The organism is Noviherbaspirillum album (assembly GCF_035916955.1).
GTDB classification, from domain to species: domain Bacteria; phylum Pseudomonadota; class Gammaproteobacteria; order Burkholderiales; family Burkholderiaceae_D; genus Noviherbaspirillum; species Noviherbaspirillum album.
This window is the reverse complement of the sequence record NZ_JAWIIV010000001.1, coordinates 114,634-129,563: the sequence shown is the minus strand read 5'-3', so window position 1 is coordinate 129,563 and position 14,930 is coordinate 114,634. Positions and strand designations below refer to the sequence as shown.

Genomic DNA, 14,930 nt, shown 5'->3' with positions numbered 1-14,930 from the left:
GTTCTGACCTCGCGGGATGGGCGCGCGGGCGCGAAGTCCGGGCGGGCCGCCGCCTTCAACGACGCTTTCGCTCCCACCTGTTGCCGGAAACCCGCCAGCAGAAGGCCAGTCTTTTTTCCAAAATGGAATTTTGCAAACATTGGATTCATCTTCAGACGATAGGCAGGATAGAAACATCCGGCTATCTTGGGTTGGCCGGACATTGAAACGGTCGCGCATATATCGCATTGCGTCGCCCGGGCTGCCTTGCGTGAAAGGCGAAGTGCGCATGCCTCTGTTCAGTCCAGCTTTTCGAGTTGCATAGAATGCGCGAGCGTTTCGATCGGCAGATGTTCGCTAGGTGTTATGGCTGTCCTTGAACAATGCATTCAGTTCAGATCCGGCGGCGGCATTGGCAAAACCGTCGAAACGACCCTCATCCGCCAGGAGCTTGGCGGCACGCATCAACCCGCCCCATGCCGCACGCGCCAATCCTCCGCCGACGCTGACTCGCCTCACACCGAGTTTGGCGATATCGGCAATCGTCATATCGCTGGCCGAGCCGACGAGCAGATTGACGGGTTTCGGATGCACCGCAGCCACCACGGCTTCGATTTCTTGGCGTGTGCGTATGCCGGGCGCATAAAGGCAATCCGCACCCACCTGCGAATAGGCTTTCAATCTTGCAATCGTCTCTTCCAGATCGGGGCGACCCGCGAAGAAGCACTCGGCCCGGCCAATCAGCATGACATCGCCGCCAGCCTTGTCGATGGCGCGCCGCGCGGCTCGAAGCCGATCGCATGCCACCTCGATGGAGTAAAGCGGCTGGTCTGAGATGCCGGTCGAATCTTCAATGGAAATTCCGGCCACGCCGGTCTCGATTGCCAGCCTGACGCTCTCTTCGACCTGTGCGGATTCGGCGGCAAATCCGCTTTCAAAGTCTGCATTGATCGGCACGTCCGTAGCGTCGACCAGCTCGCGCAAATGGGTCAGAACCGTTTCACGGTCGAGACTATTGTCGGGGTGGGCACGTGTCCAGGCCAGGCCCGAACTGGTGGTGGCAAGCGCTTTGAATCCCAGGCCCTGAAGATATCTGGCACTGCCTATATCCCAAGGATTGGGAATCACGAAACACCCGGACTCATGCAGTTTCCAAAAATTCTGCCGCTTGGAAAAAATACCGGATGCTTGTGTTGACATGACCATGCTCTCTGTTAATGTTTTGACGAAACCAACCATTTCGTTGGTGCCTGAAGATTCGAATCAAGCTGCATTGCTCTGCGACGCCCTGTTGGCTGGATATCGTAATTCCAGCTGATCGGCGATCAGCGAAGCGGTATTCACCGAGTCGGTGAGGCCGAGGTGGCCATGTCCGACGGCCAGCCACAGGCCGGAATTCCCGGGCGCTTCACCAATGACTGGCACCGAGTCGGGCATGCATGGTCGATGGCCCATCCATGTGGAAGCGGGCATCGTGCCGAGATCCGTGAATGTTTCGCGCGCAATCCGTTCCAGAATAGCGGCGCGGCGCATATCCGGCGGACGTTTGAGCCCGGCGATCTCCACCGTGCCTCCGACGCGAAGCCCGCCTTCCATTGGCGTAACGAACACCTTCCGGTCAGCGAGCACAACCGTGCGGGATACGAGGTTTTCCGCACCGGCGAATTGCACGTGATACCCGCGCTGGCTCTCAAGCGGAAGCCGAACCCGCAAGGGATCAAGCAACTTGCGCGACCAGGCACCGGCGGCGACGACAATGTGGTCAGCCGTCACCAGGGCATTCATGCCTTTGACTGACCACCCTGACTCCGTCTGCGTCAGCGCCAGGACCTCGTCGCGCAATAGCTGACCGCCATGGCGAACGAAAGCCTGTGCAATCGCAGAGACGTATCTGGCCGGATTGCGGATGGTCGCATGGTCAGGCAGATACATGCCAGCCTGATAGCGCGGGCCGATCCGTGGTTCGAGCGCTGTAATGCCATGGCGGTCGAGCACTTCGAAACGAAAGCCATGGCTCTCGCGTATCTGCCAGGCTTGCGCATCGCCCTGTGCTGACTGCTCGTCCGGATACAGGTGAAGATGCCCCGCCTGCATGAATAACTCCGGCACGCCCACTTCGCGCGTCAATGCGGCGTGCTTTGCGATAGCGTCGTTGTGCAGCGCTGCCAAACTGGAAACCGACTGATTGACTCGTTCCGGCGATGCGGACAAGACAAAGCGTGCCAGCCAGGTAGCGGCTCTGGGCAAATATCCCATCGGCAGGCGCAGCGGACTTTCCCTGTCCATGAGCATTTTTGGCAGCGATGCCATCACACCAGGCGTGGCAAGGGGAACGATGGAGCTCACGCTGATGGCACCGGAGTTGCCGTAGCTGCAGCCTTTTCCGGGGTCATCTTTGTCGATCAGTGAAACGGCCATGCCGCGCTTCTGAAGTTCCAGGGCAATGCAGGTGCCGATGATCCCCGCGCCGATGACGGCGATCCTGGGGCGCGTGGAAGGGGATTGGAAATATTGTTCAGTCATGGCAATTACACTAACCTCAGTCCGATTTCAATACAACACCAAATATTGACATGCAAACCGGGTTGCAAAACCTGGAAAACGAAACTTCTTATGGATAACTAGACACGACTTCGCCACATTTGCCTTCAACACATTTCTAACTCACCCCATTAGGGGGAATGCTCATTAGAGCGCTTTCGGTTCGACCTGCCTGACGATCCCGGCTGCTTTGCCAGCGACCCTGCGTTGTGTGGGAACGCCGCGTCCTCCTTGCCATGGCCCGGGGGCGCCGAGCCCGTCGTCGCGTCACCACGCCTTGTTTCGCAGGCAAACCACCTCGGCCTCGCCTAGGCCGGTCAAACCGAAAGCGCTCTAGCCATTCGGTTTCACGAAAATTGAGAAAAAGCGAATGAGGTATTTCCATGCGTATAGCTTCGTTTCGTAATTAAACGATGTTGCCCGGACGATTGTGGTTTTGCTGTCCCTGTAAACTTTGTCCTGATTAACCGACCAATAAATTAATTACTGAAAACTTAGGGTAACTTTGAATTCGACGGGACGGCATCGTTGGGTTGGCTAGCGAAGTTCCCACTTTGTCTGCCACATGGTGTCATATAAATCTGGCTGGGCACGGGTTACAGGAGTCACAGCGATGGACAAAAGCCTCGGAAAAACTATCTGTTGGACTCCCACCTGGAAAAAGGCGCATGAAGGCATCGGGCTGGAGCATTTGCTACTGACGGAAACAAATGCTGACAGCGTAGTTTTGGGCATAGATGAAGAGCGAGGCCCATTTCGCCTTGTTTATCGTCTCAGCTGGGATACGGGCTGGCAGCTCCACAGTGCCGAACTGTCCCTGGTAACGGAACGGTCTTTTGACTCGATCGCGCTACGCACGGATGGTAAGGGGCGATGGGAGGACGGTGCCGGCCGGAGGCTTGCCGAGTTGGATGGCTGCCGCGACATTGACATATGGCCGACCCCTTTCACCAACAGCTTTCCAATTCGCCGGCGGCTGCTTGCAATCGGAGAACGGCAGGAATTTCGCATGGCGTGGGTCGACGGCCTGGACTTGACAGTGCGGCCCCAGCCTCAGCGCTACACGCGCCTTTCCGAAAGTATGTACCTCTTCGAAAGCCTGGATGGGAGCAGCTTCCAAGCAGAGCTGCCAGTGGATGAAGATAGTATCGTGCTGGACTACCCTGGTTTATTCCAGCGTGTAAAGGTGGTGTAGGCCAGGATGCCTAACGCTTCCATTGAACAGCCATCTCCAACGAGCTTCGCTCGGGATCGGTCGCCAATCATGCCGAACGTGAGCGGCATAGTACGGTGTATCAGCCAACGCTAAACGATTGGCGGGCCAACGCCCGGGAGAGTGCGGTCGTGCTTGCATAGCCAGCCTCTTTGGCCGCCTGCTTCAATCTGCATCCATTCATGACCGCCTTGCGGGCGATCGACAATCGCACCTGCGCCAGATATGCACCTGGCGGGCGATTCATCGTGTCACGAAAAAGTACGGCGAATGCCGTGCGCGACATGCCAGCTTCCAGTGCCAGCGTTTCCAGGGTCCAGGGAAGTTGCGGCGCAGTGTGGATGGCGACCAGTGCCCGAGCAATCCGCATATCGGATAGTCCATTCAGGATTCCGAATGGAGTCCGGGGCTGTGCGATCAGATGACGCAACAACCCTATGAACATGATGTCGCCCGCTCTTGCCAATAATGCCGGCTGACCACACCGTGGCTGGGATAATTCCGATGCGATAAGACGTATCACCAGATCCATTTCCGAATCCGATGTATCAAGCGATAGCATAAGAGGCTGGGCAAAGGCTTCCAACAGAATCGTGGATACCGGGCCGGCAAAACGGGCCTCGACACACATGACGACCGGAGCGTCCGCTTCGCTATCGCTCATGCTTAGGGCGCACGCCACATCGCCGCGTATCACGGCAACGGCAGGTGCTGACAAGCATTGTTCCCTTTCTCCCGCCAAGCTCAGGCGCACCGTACCGCTTGTGATGAGATGCAATCGAAGAAAATCCATTTCCGCTGCTGCATGGGATTCCACCTCGGACAAAAGGCCAGCATGCCTGACGAAAAATCGAGGAGCCAATCCTTCAAGAAGCGCGGACAATCGGTCAAGACGAGGGGGGTGAATCATTTCTGAACGATAAGCTAACGATTTTGAATATATTAGCATCGACCGTACGGGAAAATGGGAATGTCTCTCTCACCCAAAAGGAAATCGTCATGCTCATTCCGCGTCAGGCAGTACCTTCACTGTCGGTCGAAACAGTCGCTCACGGTCACTTTGACCTTGCCGCCCAACCAGCACAACCAGCCGCGCGATTTACGATGGCGGCTTTCTATCGTGGCCTGCATTGCCCGATTTGCGCCAAATACCTGGCGGAGCTTGAGAGACTTCTGCCTGAATTCGAGGAGCGCGGCGTTGCGGTGATTGCCATCTCTTCGGATGCCGGGGACCGGGCGTCCGCAATGGCGGATAAGGTGCGTGCCACAGGATTACGTATCGGCTTTGGACTGCCGTTGCAAACGGCGCGTGAGTGGGGGTTGTACGTATCGGAAAGCCGCGGCAAAACCTCCATTGGGATCGAGGAACCGGCGCGGTTTTCGGAGCCTGGCGTATTCCTTGTCAGGCCGGATGGAACGCTTTATTACGGCGCCGTGCAGACAATGCCGTTCGCACGCCCGAACTTCACCGATCTCGTTGGCGCAATCGACTTCGCAGTCGCCCACGACTATCCGGCGAGAGGGGAGTACACCGGGGCGGTTTGATCGATGTGGAAGCACTCGGTCATGCTTGCCGAGTGCTTCCTGCCCTATATTGCTTAATCAGGGATATGCGGGATGCGGAACTACTGCTTGCCCATTCCGCAGCAACTGCATCCGCCCGCATTCATCTTGCTCATGTCGCAGCAGCCGCATCCGGACTTTCCATTGCCGTCCTTGCCCGGACTGCACATCGCACCGTGCTGCGGCGAAGACTCGCCTTGCTTCATGGCATGCGACATCCCCCCTTTATGCATGCCGCAACAAGCGCAGCCGCCGCCAGGCATGTTTTTATGCTGGGAAGAAGTGCCGGCTGCCACTGGCGTGTGCCGCATGTCCGGATTAGATAGCGCACCTGCACAGCCCGATAGAACAGAGGCGGCAAGCAATGCGGGAATAAATGGAGGAAGTGAAAGTAATCTCATTCTGAAATCCTGGTATCTGTAAGCTCGTGAATCATCGTTGCTGCTCAAGAGGGCCTCTCAAGCGTGGTGGCTTGAGAGGCAGCCAGCTTAAGCTGCCGTTCTAATTGCGGCGGTTGCGGCCGCAAGTGTTTTCGGAGTTGATTACGCTAAGGTGAGCTGAGGCGGGCGCTGCAAGCCTTCCGGGATATAGGAAGTGTAGAACTCGTCATGCATGGCAATGTGTCGTATCGCGCGGGCGATCGGCAGCACCCTGTCACTCGGGAGCAGAGCGATCGATGCGAGCGCAAGGCAGCTGCTGTTCATGCCGCAGGAAAAAGGGGACGAAGAGGAGGAAGGGGAAGAAGGGGGCGAAGAGCCGGCATGCTGTTCGGCATCCGGCGTGCCGGCATCCGACTTCAAGTCTTGTATCATGAATGCACTGTGGCAGTCTTCCATGTCATGCTCGACCACCGCTGCCTGATTCATTTCAGCATAACAAGCCAGAACGGCCACGGCTGCCGGAGCCTGCAAAGGCATCAGCAGCAGCAGTAGATAAACAAGAACGCGTTTGACATCGTTATGCATCATGCGATGGTACCAAAAATCATTGGCCCGGTTTTAATGACAGTGCCGACAGCACGCATCGTCGATTTCGCACGTTGGCGCAGGGAAGAGTTGCCGTCCGACTGGGCAATCCGGAACTTTCCGCCGAAAATCAGCAATTCTGGGACGTGTTTGAGGTTTGCATCAATCGCATGCCAGCAGCGACAGCGCGGGTTTTCGCGATGCGGGAGTTTCTGGGCATTGAAGTCGCGGAAATTTGTAAGGAAATCGGCACCACTGCGTCTAACTGTTGGGTGATATTGCACCGGGCAAGGATGATTCTGAGGCTTTACCTTCAACAACGCTGGTCTGGAGAGGAAGATCCGACATGATGTCGTGCAGGAAGGCAACCACTTTGATGTCGCAGCAGCTCGACCGTCCGCTGGGGGGAACTGAACGCATGGCGCTGCAATTCCATCTCATGATGTGTTCGGGCTGCACCAACTTCAATAAAAACATGATGTTCCTGAGAGCCGTCTGCGGGCAGGCCAGCGGAAAGTCCTGATTTGCAGGAGATTTGCAGGAAATCTGCATCCTGCGTTGTGACGTCGGAAGTATTGCAAAAACAACCATTGAGAAAGGGTTCGGGCATGCTGGCAATTATTGGCGGAACTGGTGTCTATCAAATGAGCGGTATGCGAATCGTGGAAACACGAACAGTGGAGACACCGTTCGGCGCGCCGTCTTCCGATATCGTAAAGGGAGCTTTCGGCGATCATGAAATCCTGTTCCTCGCCCGGCATGGCAGCGGGCATCAACATCTTCCGCACGAGATCAATTACCGCGCCAACATATACGCACTCAAGGCGCTAGGCGCAACGCAGATCATCGGTATCTCGGCGGTGGGCAGCTTGCGGGAAGATATTGCTCCCGGCGACCTGGCGATTCCATCCCAGTATTTCGACTGGACCCGAGGTCGCCGCGTCCAGACCTTCTTCGGCAACGGCATCGCCGCACATGTTTCGACCGCAACGCCCGTCAGCGCCAACCTGATGCGGTGGATAGCCGCTCATGCGGCGCAGCTCGATATTCGCCTGCACCCTGACGTGACCTATGGCTGCGTGGAAGGTCCGCGCCTGGGCACGCGGGCCGAAAGCCATTTCCTGCGCCAGGCCGGCTGCGATCTGGTCGGCATGACCAACGTGCCGGAAGTATTTCTCGCGCGCGAGGCACAGATCTGTTACGCCACCATTGGCATTGCGACCGATTATGACTGCTGGATGGAAGACCCCTCCAGGCATGTGACCGCCAACTCGATCTTTGCGCTCTACCGGCAGAGCCTGGAAAAGGCGACGACGCTGCTGGCATCGCTGCTTGCTGCTCCCCTTCCTCCGGAAGAGCCGGAAATCCGCACCGCACTGTCGCACGCATTATTGACGCCCGATACTGCGTTTAATGAACAGCAGAAGCAGTGGATGGATGTCCTGAGGAGGTGAGTTCAGCGCATGCATGACAATCTTTTGTAAGGAAACCACTTCAATGCCGTTTAAGGTAAAACGACTCTCCTGGAATAGCCATGCACGCCACATATCCCCTGCTACGCAAGACCGACTTCCCTGCCATTCGACGCAAGGCGCTTGATACGCTGCAAGTCAATCTCGGCTATAAATGCAATCAAACCTGCCAGCACTGCCATGTCAACGCCGGGCCGACTCGCAAGGAAATGATGGATGCCGACACCGTGGACCTCGTGCTGCGAGTATTGCGCGACCGCCGGCTGACGATGCTTGACCTGACCGGAGGTGCGCCGGAAATGAATCCCCATTTCCGGCATCTCGTGCAGGAAGCGCGGCGTCTGGGAGTCCGGGTCGTGGACCGCTGCAATCTCACCATTCTGCTGGAGCCGGGATATGAAACGCTTGCCGATTTCCTCGCGGGGCAGGGCGTTGAAATCACGGCGTCCCTTCCTTGCTATTCAGCGGAAAACGTCGATCGCCAGCGTGGCGACGGTGTATTCGAAAAGAGTATCGCCGCCTTGCGCATGTTGAACGCTCTGGGTTATGGCAGGGAGCAGGGCAACCTGATGTTGAGTCTCGTCTACAACCCCCAGGGTCCCTCACTGCCGCCAAACCAGCAAAAGCTGCAGGCAGACTACAAACGAGAGCTCGCTTCCCATTTTGGCATCATGTTCAATCAGCTCTTCGTGCTGGCGAACATGCCGATCCAGCGTTTCGGCAGCATGCTGGTTTCCAAGGGGCAGTTCGCGCCCTATATGAAGCTCCTTAAAGACAACTTCAGTGACGCCAATCTCGATGCCGTGATGTGCCGCAACCTCATCAGCGTCGATTGGCAGGGATTCCTGTACGACTGCGACTTCAACCAGATGCTGGGGCTGCCACTGCCTGCCTCCGGACAGGGAAAACGCCATTTGCGCGATCTGATCGACAAGGACGTGGAGGGCGAGCCGATCACGATTGCCGACCATTGCTATGGTTGTACCGCAGGACAGGGAAGCAGTTGCGGCGGTGCCTTGGCGGCGTAGTGCCTTGTCATGAGCCATCTCGCCGGACACAGGGGAATAATAAATGAAGAGTAAGAAACTGCTTGTCCTGGCGGTCTTGCTGGCAGCCGTCGTTGCGTACTTCGGCCTGGAACTTGGCCGCTATCTGAATCTGGATTACCTGAAACAAAGCCAGCAATCCTTTCAAGCCTATTACGCAGAGCACCCCTTGACGGCCGTTGCCGCCTACTTCGGAGTCTATGTCGTCGTTACCGCGTTATCGTTTCCCGGCGCGACGGTGGTTACCCTGGCCGGTGGGGCCTTGTTCGGCGTTGTGCTGGGTACGCTCATCGTCTCCTTCGCGTCCGCGATCGGCGCCACCCTTTCCTTCCTCGTATCGCGCTACCTGTTACGTGACTGTGTCGCTTCGCATTTCCGCGGGCAGCTCGATACCATCGACAAAGGCATTGAGCGTGACGGTGTGTTCTACCTGCTGACGCTGCGGCTTTTGCCCGTCTTCCCGTTCTTCCTGGTGAATCTCCTGATGGGATTAACGCGCATGCCGGCCAGGACATACTATTGGGCGAGCCAGCTCGGCATGCTGGCCGGGACCATCGTCTATGTCAATGCGGGAACGCAGCTTGGCCAGATCGATCGACTGCAAGATGTCCTGTCTCCGGGGCTCGTCTCGTCGTTTGTCCTGCTTGGCTTGTTTCCGCTCATTGCAAGGATGCTCCTCAACCTGTTCAGGCAGCGGAGGATTTACAAGGGCTGGAAGAAGCCATCGTTCTTCGACCGAAACCTGGTCGTCATCGGCGCCGGTTCCGGCGGTTTGGTGACAGCCTACATCGCGGCCGCCGTCAAAGCCAGGGTGACGCTGATCGAAGGCGGAAAAATGGGTGGCGATTGCCTCAATACCGGCTGTGTGCCCTCCAAGGCCTTAATCCGTTCCGCCAGGCTCGCCAGGGATGCAAGGAAAGCAGCGTCACTGGGAATTGCCCGTGCCGAGCTCGATCTGCACTTCGCCGACGTCATGGCGCGTGTCCGCCGCGTGATTGAAGAAATCGAACCGCACGACTCGGCGGAGCGCTATTCCGGATTGGGCGTTGAAGTCATCCATGGCCGTGCGAAGATCACATCGCCGTGGTCGGTGGAGGTCAATGGCCAGCGGATTACAACACGCTCGATAGTCATTGCCGCGGGAGCGCGTCCTGTCGTACCGCCCATCCCTGGCTTGGCGGAAGTCGGATACGTGACGTCGGAAACGCTGTGGTCCCTCACTGCGCTGCCAAAGCGCCTGGTGGTTCTGGGTGGCGGGCCGATCGGTTCGGAATTGGCACAAGCCTTTGCCAGCCTGGGGTCGCAGGTCACCCAGGTGGAGCGATCTTCCCGCTTGCTCAATCGCGAAGATCCGGACGCTTCGGATATTGTCGCCCGCGCGCTGGCGTCTGATGGCGTTCGCATCCTCACAAACCATGAAGCGGTGCGCTGCGAGCAAGCCGACGGCATCAAGCGACTCATCGTCAGGACCGCCGGCAATGCGACGAACGGCGAGTCCTCCAGCGAGCTGGCGGTCGAGTTTGATGTCTTGCTCTGCGCGGTCGGACGCGTTGCACGCACCGAAGGATATGGACTTGAAACGCTAGGGATGCCGCTTACCAAGCAAAAGACCATCGATACCGACGCCTACCTGCAAACGCTGTACCCGAATATCTATGCGTGCGGTGATGTTGCGGGTCCGCTTCAGCTCACGCACGCGGCCGCACATCAGGCGTGGTATGCCGCCGTGAATGCGCTATTCGGACCGTTCAAGCGATTCAAGGCAGACTACAGCGTGATACCCCGGTGCACCTTCACCTCTCCGGAGGTGGCGCATGTCGGCATCTCGGAACAGGAAGCCAGGGATAGGCAGATCGACTATGAAATCACGAAGTACGATATCGGCGACCTCGACCGTGCCATTGCGGACGAAGCTGCTTACGGCTTTGTAAAAGTTCTGACGCCTCCTGGCAAGGACACCATCCTAGGCGTAACGATTGTCGGCGAACATGCCGGCGACATGCTGGCGGAGTATGCGTTGGCAATGAAACACAAGCTTGGATTGAAGAAGATTCTGGGCACTGTCCATACCTATCCGACAATGGCGGAAGCCAACAAGTATGCCGCCGGCGAGTGGCAGCGCCGGCATGTGCCGCAGCGATTGCTGCACTGGGTCGAGAAGTACCATGGCTGGCGCCGGAGATCACCGCGGATGGCGGTGGCTAAACAGCCGGTTTCATAGCCTGATTCATTTTTATACTTGTTCAGAGAAAAGGGATGCGATGCAATGCAGCGAATACTCAGAATACTTAGAATACCCAGCCTTCCAGGTCTTCGGGCAAATCACTCATGCCGCTGAACGAACCGGAACAATCCGGGCACCAGCGTGGCAATGGAAGCCTCGGCTGAACTGCCATCCATGATGAGCGCTGACTTAAATATGCTGCCATGAGCATTTCCATCATCATTCCGGTTCTGAACGAAGCGGCGTCAATCCGCCGCGTTCTCGATAGGGTCCGTTCGCAACCCGGCAATCCGGAAGTCATCGTGGTCGATGGCGGCAGTGTCGACAATACGCCGGCGCTCTCCATGGCAACAGCAGACAAGGTCCTCAGCGCGCCGCGTGGCCGCGCAAATCAAATGAACGCCGGCGCCGCCGTCGCCTCGCATGAAGTGCTGCTCTTCCTGCATGCCGACACGTTTCTTCCCGACGATGCCACCTCGATGGTGGCCCAAGGATTGGCCTGCGGCCGATATCGCTGGGGCCGGTTTGATGTCCACATCGATGGGCGGCCAAGGACGCTGCGGATAGTGGCATTGCTGATGAATTGGCGTTCCCGGCTGACTGGTATAGCAACCGGCGACCAGGCCATCTTTGTCACGAAAACGGAATTTGTCTCGGTGGGAGGCTTTCCCGCGCAGCCATTGATGGAAGATATTGAATTGTCGTCCCGTCTCAAGCGAAATTCGGCGCCTCTCTGCCTTCGCGCCAGGGTCTCCACTTCGGGAAGGCGATGGGAAGCCGGCGGAGTCTGGCGCACGATCCTTCTGATGTGGGCCCTGCGCCTGCGGTACTGGCTGGGCGCGCCGGCTGAACAGCTTGCAAAGGCATACCGATGAAAACCGAATGTGCGGTGATTGTATTCGCCAAAGCGCCCGTTCCCGGCTACGCAAAAACACGCCTGATTCCCGCACTCGGTCCCGCTGGCGCGGCGGCCCTGGCGACGCGCATGCTCCATGAGACGCTGGCACGAGCGGCCGAGGCGAGAATCGGTCCCGTAGAGCTATGTTGCGCACCCGACACCGCCAATCCTGTCTTGATGGAAGCCGCCCGAAGCTATGGGGCAACGCTGACTTCACAGGGTGAAGGCGACCTTGGACATCGCATGCATCGTGCGCTGGCTCGAGGTCTTCAGGTCGCCAGTTCCGCGCTTGTGATCGGCACCGACTGTCCCGGCCTGGGCGTGAGGGAACTGCGGGCTGCCGCACAGTATCTGGCCGATCATCGCGCCGTTTTCGCGCCCGCGGCAGATGGCGGATACGTTCTCGTCGGCATGTCTTCCCTTTACCCTGCGCTGTTTGAAGATATTGCCTGGAGCACGGATAAAGTCATGTCCCAGACGCGCGCGCGCCTGGAAACGCTCGGCCTCGTTGCTGCGGAACTGCCGGTCATGCATGACGTGGACACGGCGGAAGACCTTGCTCATGTGCCGCAGGAGTGGTTGCCATGACGTCGGACACTTCTCTCATGAAGTTCGTCCTCATCGGAGGACTTCCAGTTGTTCTGTCGGCGCTACAGACCGTTCATGCCGCTCCTCCGGAGCTTGCGCGCTTTTCGGCAATGCCAGCGGGCCAGTCCATCTCGGGATGGACGGCCTTCAGGCCTGCGCCAAAGGCCGGGGATACCGATTATTCGCTGGTACGGGACGACAACCGAACGGTATTGAAAGCTTCCGCGAAAGCGTCGATGTCCGGCGTGATTCACCCGGTCAGGGTGGATATCCGCGAGTTTCCGCTGCTGCGCTGGCGCTGGAAAGTGGCCGGTACCGTCAAGTCGGCCGACATGATGACCAGGCAAGGTGACGACTACGCTGCTCGCGTCTACGTCATGTTCGACTACCCGCCCGACAAACTGTCTTTCGGCACGCGGACCAGGTTGAAGATTGCCGAATCCGTCTACGGTCAAAAAATTCCTACGGCGGCACTCAATTACGTCTGGGACAACCGTTACCCGGTCGGCACGATACAAGCCAACGCGTACACCGACCGGGCACGGATGATCGTCATGCAAAGCGGCGCTGCCCGGACCGGACAGTGGATTACCGAAACGCGTGATCTCGCAGCCGATTTCCGTGCCGCCTTCGGTGATGATCCTCCGGACATTGTCGGTGTCGCATTGGCGACTGATACCGATAACACCGGTGAAACTGCAACCGCGTGGTATGGCGACATCGAGTTTCTGCCGCGTACGGCATTGGAAGCGCGATGAGACAGCTGGTTCTTGTCGGCGCAGGCCATGCTCATGCCCAAGTTCTGCTTGAATTGTCAAGACGCACGCTGGACGATGTCAAAGTCATCCTCGTCGCACCGCATGCCCTTGCACCGTACTCGGGCATGGTACCCGGCTGGCTTGCCGGGCATTATTCCTGGGATGAGTGCTGCATAGACTTTATGCATCTCTGCCGCTGTGCGGGAGCCGACATGGTGCTCGATGCGGTGGCTGGCATTGACACGGCACAGTCTAGAGTGATGCTTGCAGGAGGACGGCAGCTGAACTACAAATGGCTATCTCTGAACCTTGGCTCCACGCTGCTGCCGCCTGAAAGCACCAAGCTCCGGATCCTGCCGATGCGACCGCTGGCCGAGCTGCAGCGGCATTGGGACGACTTGCTCGAGGCGGTGCGGTGTCTGCCGCATGGCGCCGGATTTCGCGTCCTGATGGTGGGCGGCGGCGCGGCCGGCGTTGAAAGCTTGCTTGCGGCGCGCCATCGAATGGCCTCCGCAGCGCCACATGTTCGTTTTGACTTTCTGCTTGCCACCCAGGGAAAAGAACTCGTGCCAGGGCAGTCAAGAACGGCGGCGCGCCTGCTGCGGGCTCATCTTGAAAAACACCGCATCACCATCTTTACCTCCTTCTCGGCTGACAAGCTTGAAAACGGCTCGATAACCAGCACCGAAGGGCAGGTCATCGACGCCGATACGGTGTTGTGGGCAACCGGCGCACAGGCGCATCCATGGGTAACAACCTCCGGTCTTGCGGTCGATACCCAGGGCTTCATCCGTATCGGGCCTACACTCCAAACCATTTCGAATCCTGATGTCTTTGCGGCGGGCGACTGCGCCGGTTGGGAAAAACCCTTACCGAAGGCCGGAGTCTTCGCGGTACGCATGGGGCCGGTTCTTGCACGGAATATCATCGCCAGGATAAACGGCAGTCGTCTTGAGTCGTTCTCTCCCCAACGACGCTACCTCACCCTGATCGGGACCGGGGAGCGGCACGCTGTCGCTTCCTGGAATGGTATCGGCTGGCAAGGCAACTGGGTATGGCGCTGGAAGGAGCACATCGACCGGCGGTTCATCGCCAGGTACAACACACTCGTAAGGAAGCACGGATTGGTGCGTCTAAACGAATAACCATACAAGGAGACTTCCGTGCGTGTTTCCTACGATGATGCCGGCTGGCGCTCGGCATTCCTGGAACAATGGACGCAAGGCAGCGCCGCCCATTCATCCTGTTGGCGTCGAATCACGCACGGCTCGCAGTATGATTCGTCTCAGGCCGATCAATCCCACAACGTTTATGTCGATTAAAGGAGGTTCCATGCCTAAAGCAACCTGGAATGGTGTCGTGGTCGCGGAAGCGTCTGACGATACAGTGAAAGTCATCGAAGGAAATGTTTACTTTCCTCCCGAGTCGGTTAGCCAGGAGCATCTGTCCCCCAGCGAAACCACCAGCCGATGCCATTGGAAGGGAACTGCAAATTACTTTAATGTTTCCGCCGGTGGTGAGATCAATCCGGATGCGGCTTGGGTCTACAACGATCCTTTGCCCGCTGCGAAAGAAATTGCCGGCTATATCGCCTTTTGGCACGGGGTTCAGGTATCGAAGTAAGAATGGGAGTTTTATTATGGTCCGGCTCCTTGGTCATTCGGCGAACCCGAATGACCAATA

17 protein-coding genes are annotated in these 14,930 nt (G+C 57.9%); 12 read left to right on the top strand and 5 right to left on the bottom strand.

Annotated features, from left to right (window positions below; translation table 11 throughout):
• Positions 1 to 336: 336 nt before the first annotated feature.
• Both RY831_RS00550 and RY831_RS00545 read right to left on the bottom strand, forming a co-directional pair.
• Positions 337 to 1,179 (bottom strand): isocitrate lyase/PEP mutase family protein, encoded by an 843-nt coding sequence (locus RY831_RS00550; RefSeq protein WP_326504805.1) that lies wholly within the window; start codon positions 1,177 to 1,179, stop codon positions 337 to 339.
• A gap of 63 nt (positions 1,180 to 1,242) precedes the next feature.
• Positions 1,243 to 2,502, bottom strand: a complete 1,260-nt coding sequence (locus tag RY831_RS00545) for an NAD(P)/FAD-dependent oxidoreductase (protein ID WP_326504383.1) — start codon at positions 2,500 to 2,502, stop codon at positions 1,243 to 1,245.
• 631 nt (positions 2,503 to 3,133) lie between these two features.
• Here RY831_RS00545 and RY831_RS00540 point away from each other — a divergent pair.
• Complete coding sequence (locus RY831_RS00540; RefSeq protein ID WP_326504382.1) at positions 3,134 to 3,715, top strand: putative glycolipid-binding domain-containing protein; 582 nt, start codon at positions 3,134 to 3,136, stop codon at positions 3,713 to 3,715.
• 100 nt (positions 3,716 to 3,815) lie between these two features.
• Here RY831_RS00540 and RY831_RS00535 read toward each other — a convergent pair whose 3' ends face one another.
• Entirely contained in the window at positions 3,816 to 4,643 is an 828-nt protein-coding gene (locus RY831_RS00535) for an AraC family transcriptional regulator (protein ID WP_326504381.1), read from the bottom strand.
• Between the two features lie 89 nt (positions 4,644 to 4,732).
• On the opposite strand from RY831_RS00535, the gene RY831_RS00530 reads away from it, so the two are divergent.
• On the top strand, positions 4,733 to 5,278 hold the full coding sequence (locus RY831_RS00530; protein WP_326504380.1) for a peroxiredoxin-like family protein: 546 nt from the start codon (positions 4,733 to 4,735) through the stop codon (positions 5,276 to 5,278).
• Positions 5,279 to 5,358: 80 nt separating this feature from the next.
• On the opposite strand, the gene RY831_RS00525 is transcribed toward RY831_RS00530, so the two are convergent.
• Positions 5,359 to 5,745, bottom strand: coding sequence for a hypothetical protein (locus tag RY831_RS00525; RefSeq protein WP_326504379.1), 387 nt, complete (start codon positions 5,743 to 5,745; stop codon positions 5,359 to 5,361).
• Positions 5,746 to 5,838: 93 nt separating this feature from the next.
• Positions 5,839 to 6,264 (bottom strand): hypothetical protein, encoded by a 426-nt coding sequence (locus RY831_RS00520; protein WP_326504378.1) that lies wholly within the window; start codon positions 6,262 to 6,264, stop codon positions 5,839 to 5,841.
• A 167-nt stretch (positions 6,265 to 6,431) separates the two neighbouring features.
• Between RY831_RS00520 and RY831_RS33155 the strand changes: the two genes are divergently transcribed.
• The 10 genes from RY831_RS33155 (at position 6,432) to RY831_RS00470 (ending at position 14,870) form a co-directional block, all read left to right on the top strand.
• A complete protein-coding gene (locus tag RY831_RS33155; RefSeq protein WP_367576074.1) occupies positions 6,432 to 6,611 on the top strand; it encodes a sigma factor-like helix-turn-helix DNA-binding protein in 180 nt (59 codons plus the stop codon).
• On the top strand, positions 6,608 to 6,784 hold the full coding sequence (locus RY831_RS00510; protein WP_326504804.1) for a zf-HC2 domain-containing protein: 177 nt from the start codon (positions 6,608 to 6,610) through the stop codon (positions 6,782 to 6,784). Before RY831_RS33155 ends, RY831_RS00510 begins: the two co-directional genes overlap by 4 nt.
• Before the next feature lie 85 nt (positions 6,785 to 6,869).
• Complete coding sequence (locus tag RY831_RS00505) at positions 6,870 to 7,715, top strand: S-methyl-5'-thioinosine phosphorylase (protein WP_326504377.1); 846 nt, start codon at positions 6,870 to 6,872, stop codon at positions 7,713 to 7,715.
• Positions 7,716 to 7,795: 80 nt separating this feature from the next.
• Positions 7,796 to 8,761, top strand: a complete 966-nt coding sequence (gene arsS / locus RY831_RS00500; protein ID WP_326504376.1) for an arsenosugar biosynthesis radical SAM (seleno)protein ArsS — start codon at positions 7,796 to 7,798, stop codon at positions 8,759 to 8,761.
• A 43-nt stretch (positions 8,762 to 8,804) separates the two neighbouring features.
• Positions 8,805 to 11,000 (top strand): dihydrolipoyl dehydrogenase family protein, encoded by a 2,196-nt coding sequence (locus RY831_RS00495; protein ID WP_326504375.1) that lies wholly within the window; start codon positions 8,805 to 8,807, stop codon positions 10,998 to 11,000.
• Between the two features lie 206 nt (positions 11,001 to 11,206).
• Positions 11,207 to 11,878 carry a TIGR04283 family arsenosugar biosynthesis glycosyltransferase gene (locus RY831_RS00490; protein ID WP_326504374.1) on the top strand — a complete coding sequence of 224 codons (672 nt, stop codon included), beginning with the start codon at positions 11,207 to 11,209 and terminating at the stop codon, positions 11,876 to 11,878.
• Positions 11,875 to 12,489, top strand: a complete 615-nt coding sequence (locus RY831_RS00485; RefSeq protein WP_326504373.1) for a TIGR04282 family arsenosugar biosynthesis glycosyltransferase — start codon at positions 11,875 to 11,877, stop codon at positions 12,487 to 12,489. The genes RY831_RS00490 and RY831_RS00485 overlap by 4 nt, the downstream gene beginning before the upstream one ends.
• Entirely contained in the window at positions 12,486 to 13,247 is a 762-nt protein-coding gene (locus RY831_RS00480) for a DUF3047 domain-containing protein (RefSeq protein WP_326504372.1), read from the top strand. The genes RY831_RS00485 and RY831_RS00480 overlap by 4 nt, the downstream gene beginning before the upstream one ends.
• Positions 13,244 to 14,392, top strand: coding sequence for an FAD-dependent oxidoreductase (locus tag RY831_RS00475; protein WP_326504371.1), 1,149 nt, complete (start codon positions 13,244 to 13,246; stop codon positions 14,390 to 14,392). The genes RY831_RS00480 and RY831_RS00475 overlap by 4 nt, the downstream gene beginning before the upstream one ends.
• A gap of 187 nt (positions 14,393 to 14,579) precedes the next feature.
• Positions 14,580 to 14,870, top strand: a complete 291-nt coding sequence (locus RY831_RS00470) for a DUF427 domain-containing protein (RefSeq protein WP_326504370.1) — start codon at positions 14,580 to 14,582, stop codon at positions 14,868 to 14,870.
• Positions 14,871 to 14,930: the final 60 nt, after the last annotated feature.

Excerpts from the sequence above, each read along its gene's own strand:
- RY831_RS00510 (WP_326504804.1), top strand. The coding sequence starts at position 6,608 with ATGATGTCGTGCAGGAAGGCAACCACTTTGATGTCGCAGCAGCTCGAC.
- RY831_RS33155 (WP_367576074.1), top strand. The coding sequence starts at position 6,432 with ATGCCAGCAGCGACAGCGCGGGTTTTCGCGATGCGGGAGTTTCTGGGC.
- RY831_RS00545 (WP_326504383.1), bottom strand. The coding sequence starts at position 2,502 with ATGACTGAACAATATTTCCAATCCCCTTCCACGCGCCCCAGGATCGCC.
- RY831_RS00470 (WP_326504370.1), top strand. The coding sequence starts at position 14,580 with ATGCCTAAAGCAACCTGGAATGGTGTCGTGGTCGCGGAAGCGTCTGAC.
- RY831_RS00480 (WP_326504372.1), top strand. The coding sequence starts at position 12,486 with ATGACGTCGGACACTTCTCTCATGAAGTTCGTCCTCATCGGAGGACTT.
- RY831_RS00490 (WP_326504374.1), top strand. The coding sequence starts at position 11,207 with ATGAGCATTTCCATCATCATTCCGGTTCTGAACGAAGCGGCGTCAATC.
- arsS (WP_326504376.1), top strand. The coding sequence starts at position 7,796 with ATGCACGCCACATATCCCCTGCTACGCAAGACCGACTTCCCTGCCATT.
- RY831_RS00530 (WP_326504380.1), top strand. The coding sequence starts at position 4,733 with ATGCTCATTCCGCGTCAGGCAGTACCTTCACTGTCGGTCGAAACAGTC.
- RY831_RS00505 (WP_326504377.1), top strand. The coding sequence starts at position 6,870 with ATGCTGGCAATTATTGGCGGAACTGGTGTCTATCAAATGAGCGGTATG.
- RY831_RS00535 (WP_326504381.1), bottom strand. The coding sequence starts at position 4,643 with ATGATTCACCCCCCTCGTCTTGACCGATTGTCCGCGCTTCTTGAAGGA.
- RY831_RS00550 (WP_326504805.1), bottom strand. The coding sequence starts at position 1,179 with ATGTCAACACAAGCATCCGGTATTTTTTCCAAGCGGCAGAATTTTTGG.
- RY831_RS00475 (WP_326504371.1), top strand. The coding sequence starts at position 13,244 with ATGAGACAGCTGGTTCTTGTCGGCGCAGGCCATGCTCATGCCCAAGTT.
- RY831_RS00520 (WP_326504378.1), bottom strand. The coding sequence starts at position 6,264 with ATGATGCATAACGATGTCAAACGCGTTCTTGTTTATCTACTGCTGCTG.
- RY831_RS00485 (WP_326504373.1), top strand. The coding sequence starts at position 11,875 with ATGAAAACCGAATGTGCGGTGATTGTATTCGCCAAAGCGCCCGTTCCC.
- RY831_RS00495 (WP_326504375.1), top strand. The coding sequence starts at position 8,805 with ATGAAGAGTAAGAAACTGCTTGTCCTGGCGGTCTTGCTGGCAGCCGTC.
- RY831_RS00540 (WP_326504382.1), top strand. The coding sequence starts at position 3,134 with ATGGACAAAAGCCTCGGAAAAACTATCTGTTGGACTCCCACCTGGAAA.